The 20,960-nt window shown below is 65.0% G+C and carries 13 protein-coding genes and 2 tRNA genes; 8 read left to right on the top strand and 7 right to left on the bottom strand.

Annotated elements, in window-relative coordinates; all coding sequences use genetic code 11:
• Positions 1-11: 11 nt before the first annotated feature.
• Positions 12-1,661, bottom strand: a complete 1,650-nt coding sequence (locus AC07S4_RS00075) for a methyl-accepting chemotaxis protein (RefSeq protein ID WP_494984655.1) — start codon at positions 1,659-1,661, stop codon at positions 12-14.
• A gap of 24 nt (positions 1,662-1,685) precedes the next feature.
• Entirely contained in the window at positions 1,686-2,264 is a 579-nt protein-coding gene (locus tag AC07S4_RS00070; protein ID WP_494984654.1) for a hypothetical protein, read from the bottom strand.
• Positions 2,265-2,473: 209 nt separating this feature from the next.
• Here AC07S4_RS00070 and AC07S4_RS00065 point away from each other — a divergent pair, with 209 nt between their 5' ends.
• The 5 genes from AC07S4_RS00065 to AC07S4_RS00045 all read left to right on the top strand — a co-directional run bounded on the left by AC07S4_RS00065 (position 2,474) and on the right by AC07S4_RS00045 (position 9,257).
• The gene (locus tag AC07S4_RS00065; RefSeq protein ID WP_494984653.1) at positions 2,474-2,914 is read left to right on the top strand and encodes an FKBP-type peptidyl-prolyl cis-trans isomerase; all 441 of its coding nucleotides are present in this window, start codon (positions 2,474-2,476) and stop codon (positions 2,912-2,914) included.
• Positions 2,915-3,140: 226 nt separating this feature from the next.
• On the top strand, positions 3,141-4,190 hold the full coding sequence (locus AC07S4_RS00060; RefSeq protein WP_494984652.1) for a LacI family DNA-binding transcriptional regulator: 1,050 nt from the start codon (positions 3,141-3,143) through the stop codon (positions 4,188-4,190).
• Between the two features lie 109 nt (positions 4,191-4,299).
• Complete coding sequence (locus tag AC07S4_RS00055; protein ID WP_494984651.1) at positions 4,300-6,516, top strand: glycoside hydrolase family 88 protein; 2,217 nt, start codon at positions 4,300-4,302, stop codon at positions 6,514-6,516.
• A gap of 12 nt (positions 6,517-6,528) precedes the next feature.
• A complete protein-coding gene (locus AC07S4_RS00050) occupies positions 6,529-7,485 on the top strand; it encodes an ROK family protein (RefSeq protein WP_494984650.1) in 957 nt (318 codons plus the stop codon).
• Positions 7,482-9,257 (top strand): MFS transporter, encoded by a 1,776-nt coding sequence (locus AC07S4_RS00045; RefSeq protein ID WP_494984649.1) that lies wholly within the window; start codon positions 7,482-7,484, stop codon positions 9,255-9,257. The genes AC07S4_RS00050 and AC07S4_RS00045 overlap by 4 nt, the downstream gene beginning before the upstream one ends.
• A 74-nt stretch (positions 9,258-9,331) precedes the next feature.
• Here AC07S4_RS00045 and AC07S4_RS00040 read toward each other — a convergent pair whose 3' ends face one another.
• Positions 9,332-11,773 (bottom strand): TonB-dependent receptor, encoded by a 2,442-nt coding sequence (locus AC07S4_RS00040; protein ID WP_494984648.1) that lies wholly within the window; start codon positions 11,771-11,773, stop codon positions 9,332-9,334.
• Positions 11,774-12,021: 248 nt separating this feature from the next.
• On the opposite strand from AC07S4_RS00040, the gene hepC reads away from it, so the two are divergent.
• Positions 12,022-13,986 carry a heparin-sulfate lyase HepC gene (gene hepC, locus AC07S4_RS00035; protein WP_494984647.1) on the top strand — a complete coding sequence of 655 codons (1,965 nt, stop codon included), beginning with the start codon at positions 12,022-12,024 and terminating at the stop codon, positions 13,984-13,986.
• A 95-nt stretch (positions 13,987-14,081) separates the two neighbouring features.
• Complete coding sequence (locus AC07S4_RS00030; RefSeq protein ID WP_494984646.1) at positions 14,082-16,136, top strand: response regulator; 2,055 nt, start codon at positions 14,082-14,084, stop codon at positions 16,134-16,136.
• Here the strand turns inward: AC07S4_RS00030 and AC07S4_RS00025 are convergent.
• Positions 16,133-18,844 (bottom strand): pectinesterase, encoded by a 2,712-nt coding sequence (locus AC07S4_RS00025; RefSeq protein ID WP_494984645.1) that lies wholly within the window; start codon positions 18,842-18,844, stop codon positions 16,133-16,135. The genes AC07S4_RS00030 and AC07S4_RS00025 overlap by 4 nt on opposite strands.
• A 183-nt stretch (positions 18,845-19,027) precedes the next feature.
• Here AC07S4_RS00025 and AC07S4_RS00020 point away from each other — a divergent pair, with 183 nt between their 5' ends.
• Positions 19,028-20,416: an SH3 domain-containing protein gene (locus tag AC07S4_RS00020; protein WP_494984644.1), complete on the top strand. Its 1,389-nt coding sequence runs from the start codon at positions 19,028-19,030 to the stop codon at positions 20,414-20,416.
• Between the two features lie 8 nt (positions 20,417-20,424).
• On the opposite strand, the gene AC07S4_RS00015 is transcribed toward AC07S4_RS00020, so the two are convergent.
• The 3 genes from AC07S4_RS00015 to AC07S4_RS00005 form a co-directional block, all read right to left on the bottom strand.
• A complete protein-coding gene (locus AC07S4_RS00015; protein ID WP_494984643.1) occupies positions 20,425-20,676 on the bottom strand; it encodes a hypothetical protein in 252 nt (83 codons plus the stop codon).
• 75 nt (positions 20,677-20,751) lie between these two features.
• Positions 20,752-20,825, bottom strand: a tRNA-Cys gene (locus AC07S4_RS00010).
• Positions 20,826-20,876: 51 nt separating this feature from the next.
• Positions 20,877-20,952: transfer RNA gene (locus tag AC07S4_RS00005), tRNA-Gly, on the bottom strand.
• Between the last annotated feature and the right edge of the window lie 8 nt (positions 20,953-20,960).

Below are 20,960 nucleotides of genomic sequence, written 5' to 3'. Positions count from 1 at the left end.
CTCCGTCAGTTTTATTGTATTGCCGCCGCGCCGGGCGCCAGCGTGAACACGGCGACGGTCTGCACCAGCTCGCGCGCCTGGTTTTTCAGGCTGGCCGCGGCAGCCGCCATTTGCTCCACCAGCGCCGCGTTTTGCTGGGTGTTCTGGTCCATCTGCGCAACCGCTTCGCCGACCTGGCTTACCCCCTGGCTTTGCTCGACGCTGGCCGAGCTGATCTCGGCCATGATGTCGGCCACCCGCTTGATCTGCACCACGATCTGCTGCATGGTGCTGCCGGCGCTGTCGGCCAGCGCACTGCCCTGTTCGACGCGCGCGACGCTGGCGGTAATCAGCCGCTTGATTTCCTTGGCCGCCTCGGCGCTGCGGCCGGCCAGGCTGCGCACCTCGCTGGCCACGACGGCAAAGCCGCGCCCCTGCTCGCCGGCGCGGGCCGCTTCGACCGCCGCGTTGAGCGCCAGGATATTGGTCTGGAAGGCGATGCCGTCGATGACGCTGATGATGTCGGCGATCTGGGTGCTGGCGGCGCTGATCTGTTTCATGGTGTCCACCACCTGGCCGACCACGTCGCCGCCGGTGGCCGCCACCGCCGAGGCGCTCTGCGCCAGCTGGTTGGCCTGGCGCGCATTGTCCGCGTTCTGTTTGACGGTGGAACTGAGCTCCTCCATCGACGCGGCGGTTTGCTCCAGCGCGCTTGCCTGGGCCTCGGTGCGCCCGCTCAGGTCCATATTGCCCTGGGCAATCTCGGACGAGGCCGAGGAGACGCCATCCGAACCGTGGCGCACCTGCGCCACCACCTTCACCAGCCCGGCCTGCATGGCGCTCAAGGCCCCCAGCAGGCTGGCCACCTCGGCCGGCCCGTGCACCTGCACGGCGGACGACAGGTCGCCGCCGGCCATGGCGTCGGACAGGCTCACGGCCTGGCGCAGCGAGGTGGAGATCACACGGTAGACGTAGCACAGCACCCCGGTCATGCTGACCAGCAGCAGCACGGCCAGCGATACCAGCACGTAGAACCACTTTTGCTTGACGGCCTCGGCGCGCTCGATATCGGCCTTGGTGCGCTGGTCCAGCATGGTGAGGAATTCGTCGACCGGCTTCATGATGCGGGCCTTGTTGGCGTGGTAGGCCGCGTCGTGCATCATGGCGCGCGCCTTGGCCAGATCTTCCGGCGCACCGCCCTTGACCAGCCCCATCGCCACGGTTTCGGTCTTGACCAGCTCGTTTGAATTTTGCGCCGCGTCGTTCAGCTTGCCGAATTCCTCGCTGGTGAAGCCGGCCCGTTTCATCAGTTCGTTGAGCGCCACTGCCGGCCCGCTGCCCTTGCCCGGGTCGATGTCGGCGGCGCGGAAGTCCCAGTAGATTTTTTCGTACTGCTTGGGGCGCGGTTTGGCGCCGTTGCGGATGGCCAGGATCTCGGTGTATTGCTGCTCCCATTTCGGCTCGCCGGAAACCACATAGGTGCGCGCCAGCCGGGTCAGGTCGTCGGAACTCTGGCGCATTTCGTCGGCCAGCAGATAGGAGCTGTAGCGCGCCTGGTTGGCGGCCGCCACCGCGTCCGAGGCGGCGCCCAGCTGGCGGATGCCGATGCCGACCAAGGCCATCAGGGTCGTCATGGCGGCCAATGCCACCACGAACATCATCTTGATGCTATACGTTTTCATGTCTCGCTCCGCTTGGATGCATTATTATTGGTTGAGGGACTGCACTAGCCAGCCGGCCTGCTGCTGCAGTTTGTCGAGCGCGGCCGCCGCGTCGCCGGCGATGGCGCGGTGCTGGCGCATGGTGGCGCGCATGGCGCCGATGCGGTGGCCAACGACCTGGATTTCGCCGCGGGCGTCCGGCCAGCGCGCGGCGGCGTCAACGACGCGCCCGGCCAGCTGCTCCAGCCGGCCATCCAGTGCCGACATCGTCGGACCGGATGGGATGGCGTTCCAGCCAAAGCGTGCGGTGACGTTCGTTTCGCCCATCAATTCTCGGATCTGCAGCGCCGCGCCGGCCGCCTGCCGCCTCAGCCGGTGCGCCTCGGCGGCAGTGGCGGCCAGCTCGGCCGGAGAAACGCGCTGCGCTTCCGGCAGGCAGGCATCCAGCCGCTGCAACAGCGCGTGCAGCGCGACGGTGATGCGGCCGCCGTCCGTGCAGCCCTGCTGGCCCAGCGCGAGCGCCAGCCGCAACAAGGCGGCGCTGTGCTCGAGCACGCCGCTGGCCTCGCGCGCCAGCTGGCACGCCAGCGGTACTGCGCCACAGGATGCTGTCCCGGCGCTCAATGGTGTAGGTATCGTCGTCACAGCCGAGGGTATTTCCATGCGGAATTTTTATGCATGGATAGTAGAAGCGCGGCCGCGGCGCGGCAATGTGAATCGGTGACAAACCCTTCTCATTTCGCGACAGCACGGAGATGAGCAGCGCCTAGCCGGGTTCCGCACTGTGAAGATCCTGGTGTATGCTGCTGCGATTTCCAACCAGAAAGCACGACATGAAACAATTGTTCTCCTCCTGCGCCCTGGCGCTGTCCCTGAGCTTGACGCTGGCCGCCTGCGAGCGCGCCAAGGCCCCGCCGGCGGCCGCCATGCCCGCCGTGGCTTTCCAGAAGATCGACAGCGTTGCCGGCACGGGCAAGGAAGCGCTGTCCGGCAGCACGGCGGTGGTCAACTACACCGGCTGGCTGTACGAACCGGCCGCGCCCAAGCTGCAGGGCCAGCAGTTCGATACCTCGAACGGCCGTGGACCGTTCTCCTTCCAGCTGGGCGCCGGCCAGGTCATCAAGGGCTGGGACGAAGGTGTGCAAGGCATGAAGGTGGGCGGCAAGCGCACGCTGATCGTCCCCGCAGCCATGGGTTACGGCGACGGCGGCGCGGGCCCGATTCCCCCCGGCGCCACGCTGGTGTTTGAGGTGGAGCTGCTGGACGTCAAATAAGACCTTATGCCCGGATCGCCCGGCGTTTGCGCTCCAGGCGCCGCTGGCGCGCCGGCAATGATCGACCCAGATCGAAATTCTTGGAAGAATTTTGCTCGTCGCTTTCGCCGACAAGAAACTCACATTTGACGACGGCTCTCCCGCCTCAGGGAAAAATCCGCTTGTGGTTTCAAGGGAAATTCGGTAACGTTAACAAAAAAGTGTGGCGGATTTGGGAGAAAATGCAATGAAGAAGACGACTGTGACCCTGGTGGATGTGGCCAAGCTGGCCGGGGTGTCGGTCATGACGGCCTCGCGCGCGCTCAACGACGACGAAAGCGCCTCCAAGAAAGCCCGCGAAAAGGTCAGGCTGGCGGCCCAGGAACTGGGCTATACGCCGAACACCCTAGCCCGCATGATGAAAGGCGGGCGCACCAATGTCATCGGCGTGATCGTCAACGACCTGTCGTCCGTGGTGGTGAACGCCTTCGCCACGGCGGTCAGCGACGCGGTGCGCAAGTACGATATGGACTTGTTCATCTACAGCTCGCAAACCGGACTGGAGCACGGCAAGGGGCAGCAAATGAGCCAGCTGCTGCACGGCCTGTGGGACGGCCTCATCTACGTGCTGCCGCGCCTTTCGCCCGACTACCTGAAACAGCTGGAGGCGGACACCAGCCATCCCGTGGTGCTGCTGAACTACTGCCGCGAGACCAGCTTGCCGGTGGTGCGGGCCGACAACCAGAGCGGCGCCCACGACGCGGTCAGCCACCTGGTCGAACTGGGCCACCGCAGGATCGCCTTTGTCAGCGGGACCGCCCACACCGGGCAAAGTCCGGAGCGCGAACTCGGCTACCGCAGCGCGCTCGAGAGCGCCGGCCTGCCGCTGGCGCCGGAACTGATGCGGGAAGGCGACTTCAACGAAATCTCCGGCCTGGAGGCCGGCCGCGCCCTGCTCGCCCTGTCCGAACCGCCCACCGCGATTTTCGCCGCCAACGACAGCATGGCCATGGGCTGCATGACGGCGGTGCGCGAGAAGGGGCTGCGGATTCCTGAGGACATCGCCATCATCGGTTTCGACGACATTCCCATGGCCGGCGCCATCCAGCCCGGCCTGACGACCTTGCGCCAGCCGGTGGCCGCCATGGCGCAGGCGGCGGTGCAAGAGTTGATGCGCCGCATCCAGAACCAGCCGGGGCGGCGCCAGCGCATCGAATTTCCAAGCGAATTCATTATTCGCGGATCTGCAGGGCCGGCCGCCGGCAAGCGCACCCGCGCGCGCCGCGCGGGCGCCTGACGCAAGCAGCCAGGGCATGGAGCGCCACTCCATCGTCCGTTTTTTTTAGCAAAATTTGGTAACGTTACCAAAAATTCTCAACCTGAACCTGTTTTTGTGAGGAATGCATATGAATCTATCGAGGCCATCGGCCACCCCCTTGCGCGCGCTGGCGGCCGCCGCCAGCCTGGCGCTGTCCGCCGCCATGCCGGTCCACGCCAGTCCGGCCGCGCCTGCGGCCCCCACGGTCCCCGTCCAGCGCGCCGCCAGTCCGTCCGCCGTGCTCGGCATCATGCAGCGGGTCGCGGACTGGCAGCTGAACCATCCCAGTCGCCACCCCGAGGACGACTGGACCCAGGCGGTTGGCGACACCGGCATGATGGCGCTGGCCGGCATCTCCGGCGAAGCGCGCTACCGCGACGCCATGCTGGCCATGGGCGAACGCAATGAATGGAAGCTCGGGCCCCGCCCCTACCATGCGGACGACCACATTATCGGCCAGACCTACGCCGAGCTGTATGCGCTGACGCGCGAGCCCGGGATGATCGCCCCGATGCGCGCGCGCTTCGACGCCATACTGGCCCAGCCGCATGACGGCCCGCTGGACTGGGAGGCCAGACAAGTGGCCGACCGTTGGTCCTGGTGCGACGCGCTGTTCATGGGACCGCCGGCCTGGGCGCGCCTGGCGGCGGCCACCGGCGACGAACGCTATCTGGATTTCGCCATCCGGCAATGGTGGAAGACCTCCGACTTCCTCTACGACCGGAAAGAGCACCTGTACTTCCGCGACAGCCGCTTCATCAACAGCAAGGAGGCCAATGGCCGCAAGGTGTTCTGGGGGCGGGGCAACGGCTGGGTGATGGGCGGCCTGGTGCGCATGCTGCAGTACATCCCCGCGCACCACCCGGAGCGCGCGCGCTTCGCGCAGCAATTCAAGGACATGTCGGCGCGCCTGCTGGCCCTGCAGCAAAGCGACGGCATGTGGCGCGCCAGCCTGCTCGATCCGGCCTCCTACCCCTTGCAGGAGACCAGCGGCACCGGCCTGTACGTCTACGCCCTGGCCTACGGCGTCAACCAGGGCCTGCTGGAGCGCGAACAGTTTGCGCCCGCCGTGCGCAAGGCCTGGGACGCGCTGGCCGTGCATGTTGCGGCGGATGGCAAGCTGACCCACGTGCAGCCCATAGGCGAAGATCCGAAAGGCTTCAGCCAGGACGCCACGGAAGTGTACGGCGTGGGCGCCTTCCTGCTGGCCGGCAGCGAGATCTACCGCATGCAGCTGACGGAGCAGGCCCGGCCGCTGCGCATCCAGGTCGGCAACGCGGGCAACTTCAGCCGCTACGACGAGCTGGTGGAAGTGCCGGCCAAGGGCGGCTTGAGCGGCCATTACGCCGTCATGGACGAGGCGACCTCGCGCATCCTCCCCAGCCAGGAGCTGGATGGAACGCTGCTGTTCCAGGCCAGCTTGCTGCCCAAGGAAACGCGCCGCTACCTGCTGCTGCCGCGCCAGTCGTTGCCTGCGGTGCCGCCGGTGGAAGCGCGCGTGCATGCCCGCTTCGTGCCCGAGCGCCTGGATGACTTTGCCTGGGAAAGCGACCGTACCGCGCACCGCGTCTACGGCCCGGCCGTGATGCACGACCCCAGGGAGAAGCTGGTCAGCAGCGGCATCGACGTGTGGGCCAAGCGCACGCGCAAGCTGGTGATCGACAAATGGTACGCCCAGGGCGACTATCACGCCGACCATGGCGAAGGACTGGATTTCTACACGGTGGGCAAGACGCGCGGCTGCGGCGGGCTGGGTGTATACGACGGCAGTGCGCTGCACGCCTCGGCCAATTTCAGCAGCTGGAAAGTGCTGGCCGACGGACCGCTGCGCGCGGTCTTCGAGCTGGGCTACGACACCTGGGACGGCGGCGGCCGCGCAGTCGCCGAGCGGCGCCGCGTGTCCATCGACGCCGGCTCCCATTTCAGCCGCATGGAAAGCCGCTTCACCTTCAGCGGCCGGCCGCTCGACGTGGGTGTCGGCATCGCGCAGCGGGACGGCGCGGGCCAGTACGCCGAGGGCGCCAGGTGGATGAGCTACTGGGCCCCGGCGCACCGGGACGACGGCAGCATCGCCTGCGCCATCGTCATGCCCGGCGCCCGCTACACCACGGCCGATGGGCAGTACCTCACGCTGGGCAAGGCCCTGCCTGGCCAGCCCTTTGTGTACTACGCGGGTGCGGGCTGGAGCAAGAGCGGCGATTTCCCGGACGCCCAGGCCTGGGAGCAGCACGTGCGCAACTATGCGGCGCGCCTGGCCCTGCCCCTGCAAGTGAGCGTGCAAGCAAGCGTGCAAGGCGCGCCTTGACCGGCCAGCGCCATGCTCCCCGCCGCTCCAGCCTACTTTTACGGAATAGCCGTCACCCCTGAGCGGATCGAGCTGGCCGCCTGCGACGCCCGCGCCAGCGTGCAGTTGCGGCGCATGGCAGCCACGCCCGCCACCGATTTCCGCCGCTTCCTTGCCACCCTGGCGGCGCTGGTGGAACAGGCCGACGCGGAGCTGGACTGCCGCGCTCCCGTCGGCCTCGCCATACCGGGCATCGCCGCGGCGCAGGACGGCACTGCGGTCAGCATCAGCATCCCTTGCCTCGGCAAGCGTGCGCTGGCCGCCGCGCTGGGCGCCCGGCTGGACAGGCCGGTCACGGCCGGCAGCGACAGCCAGTGTTTCGCGCTCGGCGAAGCCAATGGCGGCGCGGCGCAAGGCTACCCCAGCATGCTGGGCGTGCTGCTGGGCAGCGGTATCGGCGCCGCCCGCGTGGTCAACGGCCACCTGCCGGCAGGCCGCCACGGCGCCGCCAGCGAATGGGGCCACTGGCCGATGCCGCCCGCCCTGCTGCGCAAGCACGGGCTGCCCCTGCTTCCCTGCTGCTGCGGCGGCATCGCCTGCATGGAATGCTATGTCTCGGCCATGGGGCTGCGCAATCTGCACGTCCACCTGACCGGCGCCGCCGGTCCAAGCCCGGCCGAACTGGCCGAGCGCAGCGCGCGCGGCGAGCCCGCCGCGTGCCAGGTGCTGGCCCTGCACCTGGACCTGCTGGGCGCGGCGTTAGCCCGCTTGGTGCTGGCCTACGACCCGCACGCCATTGTGCTGGGCGGCGCGCTGGCCAGGCTGCCGCGCCTGCATTCCCGGCTGGCGCAGGCGGCCGCGCCGCATCTGCTGCGCGGATTCGGCATGCCGCCCATCATGGCGCCGGAATTCGGCACTGCCGGCGTGGCCCGCGGCGCCGCCCTGCTGGCCGCACAACCTTATCTACTCTCCTGCATGGAACCATCATGAATATCAAAATCAAGTCCAGCCTGTTGAACTCTCCCGCCAGCCAGACGCGCTACCTGCTGCTGATAGCCGGCCTGGGCGGCCTGCTGTACGGCATCGACGTGGGCATCATCGCCGGCGCCCTGCCCTATCTCGAAGCCAGCGCGGCCCGGCTGTGGAATCTGTCGTCGCAGCAGCTGGGCCTGGTGGTCGCCGCCGTCCTGCTCGGCTCCGTGCTGTCCTCGCTGGCAGCCGGCGCGCTGGCCGACGCCATCGGCCGCAGGACCACCATGCTGGCGGCCGGCGTGCTGTTCAGCGCCAGCATCCCCGTGATCGCCATGGCCGACGGCTACCTGCCGCTGCTGCTGGGACGCCTGCTGCAGGGCGTGAGCGGCGGCCTGGTGGGCGTGGTGGTGCCGCTCTACCTGGCCGAATGCCTGCCGGCTGGCGTGCGCGGCCGGGGCACCGCCCTGTTCCAGCTGATGCTGACGCTGGGCCTGGCGCTGGCGGCGCTGGTGGGCCTGCTGGTGGCGCAGCAGGTGGAGCACACCGCGCGCAGCGCGCCGCAGCTGCTGGCCGCCGTCCAGGACCAGGCCTGGCGCCGCGTATTCTGGCTGAGTTTGCCGCCCGGCCTGCTGTTCAGCGCGGGCGTGCTGGCCCTGGCCGAATCACCGCGCTGGCTGCTGGCGCGGGGGCGCGCAGGAGATGCCCTGCAGGCGCTGGCGCGCACCCGTGGCGCCGCCGCCGCCGCGCAGGAACTGGCCGGCATCCAGGCCGCGCCCGGCAGCGCCGCAGCCCGGCAAGACGGCAGCCTGCTGCAGCGGCGCTATGTGCTGCCCTTCCTGCTGGCCTGCGGCATCCTGGCCTGCAACCAGGCCACCGGCATCAATTCCGTGATGGCCTACGCCGTCACCATCCTGCGCGAGAGCGGCCTGTCCGGCGCGCTGGCCAACTGGGGCGACCTGGCGCTCAAGCTTGTCAACGCGCTGATGACCATCGTGGCCCTGGTGCTGGTGGATCGCAAAGGCCGCAAATTCCTGCTGATGCTGGGTAGCGGCGGCATCGTGCTGGCGCTGTGCGCGGCGGGCCTGCTGTTCCAGGCGGCGGAAGGCGGCAAGCGCGACGTGCAAGGCGAGCTGGCGGCGCGCATTCGGCAGAACAGCCTGCGCATCGACGCCGAGGCTATGCGCGGACTTGCCTCCGGCGCCAGCCAGCAGCTCGAGGTTGCCTACAGCTATGGCCCGCTGACCCAGGTGCGGCTGGTGCCCGCCGGCGCGCCGCTGGAGCTGGCGCCGCCCGCCGGCGTTGACGGCGACAGCGTGATCGGCGCCGCGTTCCGCCGCATGCACCTGAATCCCTTCCCCGACATGCGTACCGCCATGCAGGCGCCGCTGCAGATCGAACGCGCCCAGTTCAGCCATCCGCCCGGCACGGCGCAGGGCTATCTGATGCTGGCCTGCCTGCTGGCCTTCATCGCCAGCTTCGCCGTCGGCCCCGGCGTGTGCGTCTGGCTGGCCCTGTCGGAACTGATGCCGACCCGCATTCGCTCCAACGGCATGAGCATCGCGCTGCTGATCAACCAGTTCGTTTCGACGGTCATCGCCGCCACCTTCCTGCCGACGGTGAGCCAGCACGGCTACGCCACCATGTTCTTCGCCTGGGCCGGCTGCACGGTCGCCTATTTCCTGATGGCCGCCTTCCTGCTTCCGGAAACGCGCGGCAAGAGCCTGGAGGAGATCAGCCTGCATTTCGAGGGCCGTGCTGCTTCCGGCGCTGCGCAAGGCAAGCAGGCGTAAAAAAACAGAGCCCCGATTCGCATCGGGGCTCTGCAGAAAGGATGGCGCGGCGTACATGCCGCGCCTTGCTTGTTTTAGAAGGTGGTGTCCAGACGCACGCCGAAGTAGCGGGTGTAATCGCGCGGCGGCATCCAGGTGGTGTGGTTGACCTGGTGCGGATTCGGATTGGGCGCCAGCACGCTGTACGAGCTGCCTATCGCGTTGCCAAGGTTGTTGGCGTAGCGCTTGTCGAGCACGTTGTTGATGAAGACGCTCAGCTTGTACGCATTCTTCTTGTCCCGGATGCCGAAGCCGAGATTGGCGATGCCGTATGCGCCTTGTATGGTGCCTGGGTCCTGGCTCAGGGCAAACAAGGTGGCGCTCTGCCAGCGGTACGCGCCGGTGACGAAGCCATTGAAGCTTTGCGACGGCAATGGCAGCTCGTACTGCGCGCCCAGGTTGACCTTTACCTTGGGCGCGTTGGGCAGCGGTTTGCCGGCCAGGTCCGCCACTACGTTATTGTTGTACTTCGGATTCGCCTTGCAGTTGCCACCCTGGACCCGTCCCGTGCCGGCCGCGTTCAGCACCGCGTAGCAGGGGCCGTTTTCAAATTCGGTGATGACGGCGCGGGTGTAGGCGAAGGAGCCGGTCAGCGTCAGCTCGCGCATTACGCGCCACGAACCGTCCGCTTCCAGGCCGCTGGTGCGCAGCCCGCCTATGCTGTGCAAGGTGGTGCGGTAGATGCCGTCGCTGTCGACGAAACCGGCCGACTGCTGGAAGCCCTTGAAGCCGGTGCGGAAGGCCGCCAGGTTCAGCATGGCCTTGCCGTCCAGCAGCGACAGCTTGGCGCCCAGTTCAACGTTTTTCGCGGTTTCGGCCGGCACCGGCTGGTTCTTGGCCACCGCCGCCGTCAGGCCGCTGGTCAGATCGTAAGCTACGCCCTTGTGGCCGGTGGAGTACAGGCTGTACAGCATGGTGTCGCGGTCAAGCTGGTGCTGCAGGCCGATCTTGCCGGTGATGTCGTGGTTGCGGTCGTCCTTGCCGAATTTCTCCTGCGGGATGCGGTCGAACGACGGCGGCGGCGCGAAGCGGGTGAAGCGGTAGCCGGTGTCCTCCCGGTTCAGGCGCAGGCCGGCGATCAGGCTGGTGTCCTTCATGAATTCCCAGGACGACTGGCCGAACAGGGCATAGCTGGTGTTGCGCGCCCAAGCGTTGTACCACGAGGCCGCCGTGCCGGCCGGCGCCTTGGTCAGTTCGCGCTCCAGGCGGTTGTCGCCGTACCACAGGCCGGCCAGGTAGCGCACCGCGCCGCTGTCGGGCGAAGTCAGGCGCACTTCCTGGGTGCGCGATTTCACGTCGAACATGCCGTACTGGTACAGGCTGCCCGTAAAGCCGGTCGGCTTGCCGTTGACCAGGGTATAGCGCATGACGTCGCCGTCCGTGCCGTCCAGATCCTGGTAGTCGTTCATCTTGTAGCTGGCGTAGGACGTGATCGACGTCAGCACATGCTTGGCCAGCAGGGCTTCGTCGCCAAAGGTGTATTGCAGCTTCAGGCCGGCGCCGGCGGAGCGCGAATTGCCGCCGGCCGGATAGTCGTTGCGCACATCCACATTGCCCGGGCCGAGCTTGATGCCCGCCAGCAGGGCCGAGGTCGGCAACTGCGGGATGTTCTGGTACAGGCCGCCCGGCGTCATCGAGGTGAACACCGGCACGCAGCAATTGATGTTGCTGCGGTTGGCGTAGGGCGAGAACACGGCTTCGAACTGGTCGCTCGGGGTCCACTCCAGCTTCGCCATGAAGGTCTTGTTACGGGAGCCGTTCAACCGCTCGTCCGTGGTCAGGTTGTGCACCACGCCGCCAAAGCTGGTCTTGCTGGCCGCCAGGCGCACGCGCACGGTGTCGCTCAGCGCACCCGAGGTGCTGGCGCCCAGCCGCCATTCGCCGTCGTTGCTCAGCAGGGTCGATGTGCGGGTGCGCCAGGCGCTTTCTATCGGCTTGGTGGTGATGCTGACCGCGCCGGCGATCGAGCTCTTGCCATGCAAGGTGCTTTGCGGCCCCTTCAGGACTTCGATGCGGTTCACGTCGGCCAGGTCCTTGAAAGCGGAAGCCTGCATGCCCAGCGGCACATCGTCGATAATCACCGACACGTCCGCCTCTACGCCGACGCCCAGCGAATAGGTGCCGATGCCGCGCATATTCAGGCTGAAGTTGCCGGGCTGGGCGCCGTAGGTCACCGTCAGCGCCGGCGACAGCGCGGGCAGATCGCTCATGTCGCGCACGTTGTTGTTCTGCAGGATGGTGTCGTTCAGCACGCTGATGGCGGCCGGCACGTCCTGCAGGTTCTGGGCCCGCTTGTTGGCCGTCACGATCACCGACTCCAGCTTGGCGCCGCCATCGGCAGCAGGCGCCGCCTGGCCGGCCTTGTCAGCCTGCTGGGCCCAGGCAGCCCCCGGGCCCATGCTGGCCATAGCCAGTGCCACTGCCATTGCCAGTGGACGGACCTGCAACGCATTCTTGTTGACGCGATAGTTCTTCATTCCTGCTCTCCCCTTTTCAACGATTTGACTACTAATCACACCAGCCACGCAAGGTTTGCGCGGTCTTCAAATTTCGGTAACGATACCAAAATTATTTGCCAAATGTGAAGTAAACGTTTTAATAAATATATAAATGTCAACGTTTTCGACGAAATTTCGCCACATTTCGCAAATAATTTCGGTAACGATACCAAAATTTGACTACACTAGGAGAGCGCTACACTATCCATCTGCACTAAGGAAATGAAATGAAATTCATCATGGTATGCCTGATGCTGAGCTTGGCGCTGTTCCAGGCTCAAGCCCAAGGGCTCGCGATCAGCAAGGAAAGCTTTGACCACGTTAACCTGCTCCACCCCGGCCTGGAGAAAACCCGCTCGCTCTATCTGTCGGCGCGGTACGGGGACGCCGCCGCTGAATTGCTCAGCTATTATCGGAACCGGACCAATGTGAAGCTGCCCGGCTTCAACCTGGACGACGCCGCCCGATTCAAAGGCAAGCCGATAGGCGCCGCCAACGAGGAAAAGGCCGGCAAGGCCCTGCTGCATCAATTCCAGCCGCACAAGGGCTACGGCTACTTCCCCTATGGCGACGATATAGATTGGACTTTCTGGCCGGTGAAGGACAACGAGGTCCGCTGGCAGCTGCACCGCCTGGGCTGGTGGCCGGTGATGGGCGCTGCCTACCGCAGCAGCGGCGACGAAAAATATGCCAAGGAATGGGTCTTCCAGTTCCGCGACTGGACGCGGAAAAACCAGCTGGGACTATCGCCCGAGAACGACCGTTACGCGTGGCGTCCGCTCGAGGCTTCCGAGCGGATACAGATATTCCCGGCCGCTTTCAACCTGTTCGTGGCCTCGCCGAATTTCACGCCCGCGTTTTTGCTGGAATTCCTCGGCAGCACCAGCATGCAGGCAGAGTACGTCCGCAATCACTACAGCGAATCCGGCAACCATATGCTGTTCGAGGCGCAGCGCGTGCTGGGCATAGGGAGCTTTTTCCCGGAATTGAAATCGGCCGCCGCCTGGCGCCGGAGCGGCATCGAGGTGCTGAACCGCGAAATCAAAAAACAGGTGTACGACGACGGCATGCAATGGGAACTCTCCCCCGTCTACCATGTCGCGACGATAGAAATCTTCGTCAAAGCCTACCAGTCGGCGAACATGGCCGGCATGGCGGACGAGTTCCCCAAGAGCTACGTACAGACCATCGCGAAGATGATAGAAGCCACCGCCGACATTTCCTTCCCGGACTACAGCACGCCCATGTTTGGCGATTCCTGGCAGACCAAAAAGGAAGACCGTATCAAACAGTTCCAGGAATGGGCCAAGCTATTCGCGGACATTCCTTCCATCAAATACTTCGCCAGCGCCGGCAAGGAAGGAACGCCCCCGGCCCACCTGTCGCACCAGCTGCGGGACGCGGGCTTCTACACCTTCAGAAACGGCTGGGACGGGCAGTCCACCGTTATGCTGCTGAAGGCCAGCCCGCCCGGCGAATTCCATGCGCAGCCCGACAATGGTACTTTTGAACTGTGGGTAAAGGGGCGGAATTTCACGCCGGACTCCGGTTGCTATGTGTATAGCGGCGATGCCGCCGTGACCAGGATGAGGGACTGGTATCGCCAGAGCCGCGTCCACAGCACGCTCACCCTGAACAACCAGAACATGGTGATCACCCAGGCGGTACGGCACAAATGGGAGACCGGCGCCAATCTGGACGTGCTCAGCTATACCAACCCCAGCTACGGGAACCTGAAGCACCAGCGCAGCGTGCTGTTCATCAACAAGAAGTTCTTCCTGATTATAGACAAGGCCATCGGGTCGGCGACGGGCAATGTCGGCGTGCATTTCCAGCTCAAAGAAGACAGCAATCCAGTGTTCAGTGCGCAGATGAACAAGATCCACACGTCCTATCCGGACGGGAACAATCTGCTGATCCAGTCGCTGGACCGGGACGGCACCCAGGCCAGCCAGGAGGCCGGCAAGGTTTCCTACGTCTACAAGCAGGAAACGGCGCGTCCCGCTTTCGTGTTCGAGCAGGACAAAAAGGATGCGGCGACGCGGAAATTTACCACTGTTGTGTATCCGTATGACGGCAAGCAGCCGCCGGAAATCAGCGTGAAAGAAAATGCCGGCAACATCAACGGCAATGTCGACCTCAGCATCACCGTGAATGGCGAAACGTATGATGTGAAGGCCAAGCTGGATTAACCGTGCCGGCCTGCCCCCGCGCGCCCTGGCAGCGGTAATCGGATCGTGTGGCCCGGAATTACTATTTTTTTTGTGCAGTGCGGTATGATCGGCTTATGGAATCAACTGCTCAAAATGAAGAATTCATCCGGCTGAATTTCCCCAGGCTGGCGGCCGCGCTGGAATACATGCCGGTTGGGGTGACTATCGTCGATAGCGACCTCACCATCCGGTTCTGGAACCCGGCGTTTTGCCAGTTGCAGCGCTTGCCGGACGGCGTGATGCGCAGCGGCGTCACCATGGGCGACGTGTTCCGCGCCCTTGCCGCGCGCGGGGACTACGGGCCGGGCGCCATCGATGGCCTGGTGTCGGCCCGCGAGGCGCTTTGCCTGCAGTTCCAGCCCCACAATTTCACCCGCATCAGGGTCGATGGCGTGGTGCTCAATATCATCGGCCGCCCCATCTACGCTGCGGACGGCGCGGTCAGCGGCTTCGTTACCATTTATCACGATGTGACATCCGAACGGCGCTACGAGCAGCAGCTCGAGGCCAAGAACGAGGAGCTGCAGCAGGCCAAGCAGCTGGCCGAGGCGGCCAGCATGGCCAAGGGCCAGTTCCTGTCCAATATGAGCCATGAAATCCGCACGCCGCTGAACTGCGTCATCGGCATGGCCTATCTGGCCTTGAAGACCGAGCTGGACCCGCGCCAGCGCGACTACCTGGAAAAGATCCGCTTTGCCGGCGAGCACGTGCTGGGCATCATAGACGACATACTCGATATTTCGAAAATCGAGGCCGGCAAGATGGAACTGCAGCATGCCGATTTTTCGCTCGACCAGGTGGTGCAGACGCTGACGGCGGTGGTGGCGCCGAAGGCGGCCTCGCGCGGACTGGAACTGGTGTTCGACCTCGATCCCTCCCTGCCGCCGGTGCTGGTGGGCGATCCGCTGCGGCTCAAGCAAGTGCTCATCAACTACGCCAACAACGCCATCAAGTTCAGCGAGCAAGGCAGGATCGTGTTTCGCGTGCGCATGGTGGCCGGCAGCGCCGCCGATTGCCTGCTGCGCTTCGAAGTGAGCGACCAGGGCATCGGCCTGTCCGAAGCGGAGATGGCCAAATTATTCGTCTCCTTCCAGCAGGCCGACACATCGACCACGCGGGAATACGGCGGCACCGGCCTGGGCCTGGCCATCTGCAAGGAGCTGGCCCAGCTGATGGGCGGCGACGTCGGCGTCAAGAGCCAGCCCGGCGTGGGCAGCACCTTCTGGTTTACGGCCCGGCTCGGCGTATCGTCCATACCGATGCCCACGCTGATCAACCAGATCAGCGACGCCGCCGGCGAACTGCTGGCCAGTTCCCGCATGTCGGCCATGCTGGCGGCGCTGCAGACGGCCCGCATTCTGCTGGTCGAGGACAATATCTTCAATCAGCAAATCGCGCAGGAGATGCTGGAGGAAGTGGGCGCGGCCGTTCACCTTGCCAATAACGGCGCCGCCGCGCTGGAGCTGCTGCACGCGGGCGATTTCGACTGCGTACTGATGGACTTGCAAATGCCTGTCATGGACGGGCTGGAAGCGACCCGCCGCATCCGCTCCGCGCCGCGGCTCAGCCACTTGCCGGTGCTGGCCATGACGGCCACCGCCACCACCGAAGCCAGGGTGCGCTGCATCGATGCCGGCATGAACGATTTCATCTCGAAGCCGGTGCAGCCGGCGCTGCTGTATCAAACCATCGCCAAGTGGCTGCCGCAGCGCGCGCCGCAGGCAGAACCGCAGCCGCCGGCGCCTGTCCCCGCAGCCATGCGCGGCGGCGATCCGGATGTGATCGATCTGACGGTGCTGTCCATGCTGTTGGGCTACGACCAGGGCAAGGTAAGCAAATTCGCCGCGAAATTCCTGCACAGTGCGCAGGAAGGTATCGGCGACATGGAGGCTGCGCTGGGGCGCGGCGACGTGGCGGCCTTGCGCGAGCTGGGCCACCGCTTGAAAGGATCGGCACGCACCGTCGGCGCCTTCCGCATGGGCGACTTGTGCGAGCAGTTGGAGCAGCTGGCGCCGCGCGCGCAGGACAGCGGGTACGCGCAGGCCACGGCCCTCGTGGAACAACTGCAAACCTTGCTTCAGCAAGTGGCGCAGCACATCGCGCAGCACACCGGCGGTGCCGCCGCCTAGCGGGACTTGAGCGTTACCTCGAGGTTCTCGAGCAAAGTCCGGTTCCCCGGCGATGGCGTGCCGGTGAACTGGAAACCGAATCCGCCCGAGGTGCTGGCGGCGCTTGCCACATGCGCCTTGAAATGCAGTTCGCCGGGCAATGCGTAGCCCGCCTGCGTGCTGGTCTGGGGGGATGCCGTCACCACGTCCGCCGACAGCACATCGCCAACCAGGCTGAATACCGCCCTTGCCCCCGGCATATAGACCGAGCTTTCGGCATAGGCGCCCGGCAAGATCCTCCTTGCCCCATTGACGTATTCCATCATCGACACCCGGACCGAGTTCCCCGAAGACAGGATTGGTTTACCGCCATTTAACGGGTCCGCGGACAAACGCTGGAAGCGCAGCGCATAGCCGGTCTGCGTCAGCGGGTTCCATTTGATGTAGACCTCGAAGTACTGGCCGGTCGCGCTGCCGAAGCCCTGCCCGGCAATTTTCTCCGGCGTGAGGTCCACCGCGAGCGACATGTCCGACCAGGCGCCTTGCGGATGGTAGAGCAGGCGCGCGCCCTGCGTGGCGGTCTGCAGTCCGGCAACGCCCACGGCCCCGTCCCGGTCGCCTATGGCATAGACCCACGGTGCCGCGCCCGACGGCGCCCAAGCCTGATCGATATCGGACGGCTTGAATGCGTCGGCGTACCAGACGTCGGGCTGGTTGAGCGCATGGCCGGTCCAGCTGATATTGGCGAAGTTGGTGGAGATGGCGGACGGTTTGGCGACGTCCCCGGCCGCGATGGCGGCGGCGCTCGCGACCTGGACCGGTTTGGCAGCGGCCGGGCTGAACTCGTACTTGGGAAGTACCACGGCGGTGAGGTAGTGGCCGATGTCGCCGGCGGACAGCTGGTAGTTCTTGTAGGGCTTGCCAAGCGTGCTGACCGCAACCTGCACCGCCTTGTCGCCCGGGGCGCTGCCCCTGAACCAGGTGATGCTCGAGCTGTCGGTAAATTCCGGATGGTCGTATGCGATTTGCAGGGCTGCCGCACCCTGGGCGATGCTGATCGAAGGCGCGCCCGCGACAACAGGGGCAGCGACGGTCTGCGGGTCGATGCGCAAGGTGACCTGGGCCACCAGCCCGTTCGGCAAGCTGGCCTTGACCACCGTGGCCAGCGCCTTCCCGCTCGCGTTCAGCTTCGCATTCAGGCGCAGCGTGTTGTCGCTCGATGCAAGCACATTGAACAACGCGGTGTCGTACTGGAACTTGACCGGTGCATCGCCGAACGAGGCCGGCGCCACGGCCGGCGTGATGACGACCTCATTGGAGGGCAGATCCGACTGGACGGTGGCAGTACTGGCCGCCAGCGTGAACCTGTATGCAGTGTCGTGCCTCGCCACCTGCTTCGACGGGTTCCAGCCGTCGCCGCCCTTGAGCAGGTTGTAAACGTTGTACTCCTCGCCGATCTTGAAGATCTTCAGCGATTCGCGCGTCAGCGCCTGGGTCACATCCGGGAACCTGGGATCGAAGACGACGGGCGCGCCGTCGGCATACCGGTTGTTGTGGACGTACTGCTTGACGTCGGGCCGCTGGATGTTCTCCCAGCGGATTTCCTCTTTCGGTCCTTTGAAGGTGTTGTCGATCAGGACCCAGCCTCCCCTGCCATTCTTCGCCCACCAGAAGACAGGGCTGCCGTTATGGAAGTTGAACGTGGAATGCAGGAACACGGCGACAGCCGATGAGCCGCTGTAGGACGGATGGCTGCCGTGGAAGTCGAAGCTGCAGTGATCGTAGACATTGATGGCGCCGCCGGCGATCGCGTCATCCGTCAGCTGGAAATGGGCGTTCCTGAAGTAAGCCCGGACCGGACCGATGGCGGTCAGGTTCAAGAAGCTGATGAAGCGGACGTTTTCGAAATACATCCGGTCCAGGGATGAGACGCCTGCTGCGGCCGTAATCGTTTGCGCTTGCACGCGCGCATCGGTTCTTCTCGCCACATTTCGGGACGGATCGCGCGGGAAGACCAGGTCGACCGTGGTGTAGTTGGCCACCGTCAGGTTATAGGCGGAGAAGCTGGTACCGATGCCGATCACGTTCCAGTTGCCGTTGGAACCGACGGTCTGGCCCCGGTTGCCTGCGATACGCACATCGTCGGCATTGGAGGTCAACCCTTTGAAGGTCAGGCCAGCCTGGGGAAATGAAATGCCGATCAGGCCGGGGTGCGCCGGTGTGTTGGCGGTGGCGGGATCCTTGTAGTCGTCGGTCCAGTAAACGCCGGGCGCGAAGTTGACAGTGGCGCCGTCCGGAATGTTGGCCGCCTTCAGTTCTTGCAGCGTCCTGAAGGTAAAGGCCGTTCGCCGCCCTTCGTCGAGATACGCGTCCACGATCACATTGGAAGCGGACAAGTCTACAAACTTTGCCGTGAGCACCAGGCCGGACCGCACCGTCTGGTGCGCGAAGTCCCACATGTGGCCTTCGCCCTTGCCGGCGATGAACCAGCCGACAAAGTAGGCGCCCGCATTGGCCGGCCGTGCAGGCGCTGTCAGCAGCGTGCCGCAGCCCGCCTGGACCGTAACAGCGGGGACGCCATCCACTTCGTAGGAAACCGGGCAGACAGCCGGGGCGGCAGCTTCGGCCCACTTGCCGCTTCCGCTACAAGCCACGAGTGCAAAAAGTACCAACGCCATGAACAAGGAGGCGAGCGTATTCGCCCATGCATGATGCCTGACAATGTGCATATCAGCGGCCTTTCTTGAGGCTGTGCAATTTATTTAATCAAATGATTATAAATTGGTCAGACCAGAACAGCAAGGCGGACTGGCCAAATTTACAGAAGCATGGCAAGACGAGGGCTACCCTGCCTGCGCCATCCGGAATATTTGGCTATCATATTGAGTCCACCAAACATCCGAAGGGCACCGATGCGTTTCCATACCCCCGCCGCGCTCATGATCGCCCTTCTATTGGCCAATGCAGCCCAAGCCGTGCCGCTGGGCGTGTCCCCCTCGGGGGTTCCCGCCATTAGCGAAGACATGCTGTCCGCCGAGTACTGGATCCGCAGAGCGCCGTCCCCGGATGTGACCCTGCGCAGCAAAGTGCAGCTCGCCGCGCAGCGCAAAGCCGCTTACGCGTCTGGCGGGGGCTTCATCGACCTCGCAGCATTGCCATCCGCACTCACACGGGAACAAATCACCGAATGGCTGCGGCAGGCGGAGCAGTCGCCGGTCAAGCTCGCCGTGGACGACAAGGGCCAGCCGGTTTCGGATGCGCTGATTGATGCACTGCGCCGCAACACAGCCACGGAGAGCGTCACGGCGGCGCAGGCACGATACGGCCTCAGCGTGCGTCGCAGCCCGATGAGAACCCTGCCATCCGACCGCCGCTACTTTGCCGCCGATGACCAGCGCGACTATGAAAGCCTGACTGCCGGCGTGCTGTTTCCAGGCGAGCCAGTGCTGATAGCGCACCACAGCGCTGACCGAGCGTGGCTGCTGGTGGTGACGACGCAAGGACCGGCGTGGGTGAAGGCCACCGATATCGCCGAGGGTTCAGCGGCATCCGTATTTGCCTACGCGGCCCGGGAGCCAAGCCGCGTCGTGACGGGTGAACAGGTCCGCACGGTGTACACGCCGGAGGCGCCGGAGGTATCGGAAGTGGACCTGGACATGGGGCTGGCCTTGCCGCGCGCGGATGTCCCGCCCGGCGAGCCTGTCAACGGCGCCAGCAGCGTCGCCTCATGGGTGGTTCAACTGCCTGTGCGCCAGGCCGACGGTACACTGGCCATTCGCAGCGCACTGCTGCGCCGCACGGCGGATACGTCCGCCGGCTATCTGCCGCTGACGCGCGCGAACATCCTGCGCCAGGCGTTCAAATTCCTGGGAGAACGTTACGGCTGGGGACACCAGTTCAACGCGCGCGACTGTAGCGGCCTCACCAGCGAGGTGTATCGCAGCATGGGCGTGTTGCTGCAGCACAGTTCGAGCATCCAAGGCACCAGCACCGCGCTGCGCCACCGCACGTTCGGCGAAAAGGACACGCACGCAGAGCGCGTGCGCGCACTGGCCAAGGCACAGGTGGGCGACTTGATCGTAGTGCCGGGCCATGTGCTCATGATTGTCGGCCACGTCAACGGCGAGCCCTATGTCATCCAGGACGTGCCGTATGCCATATTTGATGACCCAACCTCCGGCCAGCGCCGCCGAACAAAGCTAAACCAAGTCTCGGTCACGCCGCTGTTGCCCTTGTATGCCGACGACAAAACGCTGTACGTCGACGCAATGACGAGCCTCGTGCAGGCTACCCGGCAGTAGTGCCTACGTCAGATGAACGGCCAGTTAAGGATGCGTTTGGCGTGCAGCACCGAGCGCGTGGCTACATAGGCGCCGGCGAAGCCGAAGGCGAGCATGCTGAGCGGGCTGCCCATGAAGGCCAAAAACACGCCGCTGACGGTCGCCACAGCCACCAGCACCATCAGCCACAGCTCGATGCTGAGGAAGAAGGCGGACGCGGTGCGCCACACGCGCAGCGTGAGGGCAATGGCTTCTTTGATGGTTTTGATGTCGTGGCCCATGGTCTTTTTCGCTATATTGAAAAGTCGACCCGGAAATGAAAAATCGCCGGCTGGCGGCGATTTCTTCATCAATTCTGGAGGCGAGGATCGGAGTCGAACCGACCTAGACGGCTTTGCAGGCCGCTGCATAACCGCTTTGCTACCTCGCCGAGGGAGACTTGTCTGAAACGGCAGCCGGTTAAGCTCTGCCATTCGAATTCTGGAGCGGGAGAAGAGTCTCGAACTCTCGACCTCAACCTTGGCAAGGTTGCGCTCTACCAACTGAGCTACTCCCGCATTGGAGT

This window comes from Pseudoduganella sp. GW821-FHT05F09 (assembly GCF_059419605.1).
The sequence above is the reverse complement of the archived record's forward strand: the minus strand, read 5'-3'. Positions and strand labels throughout refer to the sequence as shown.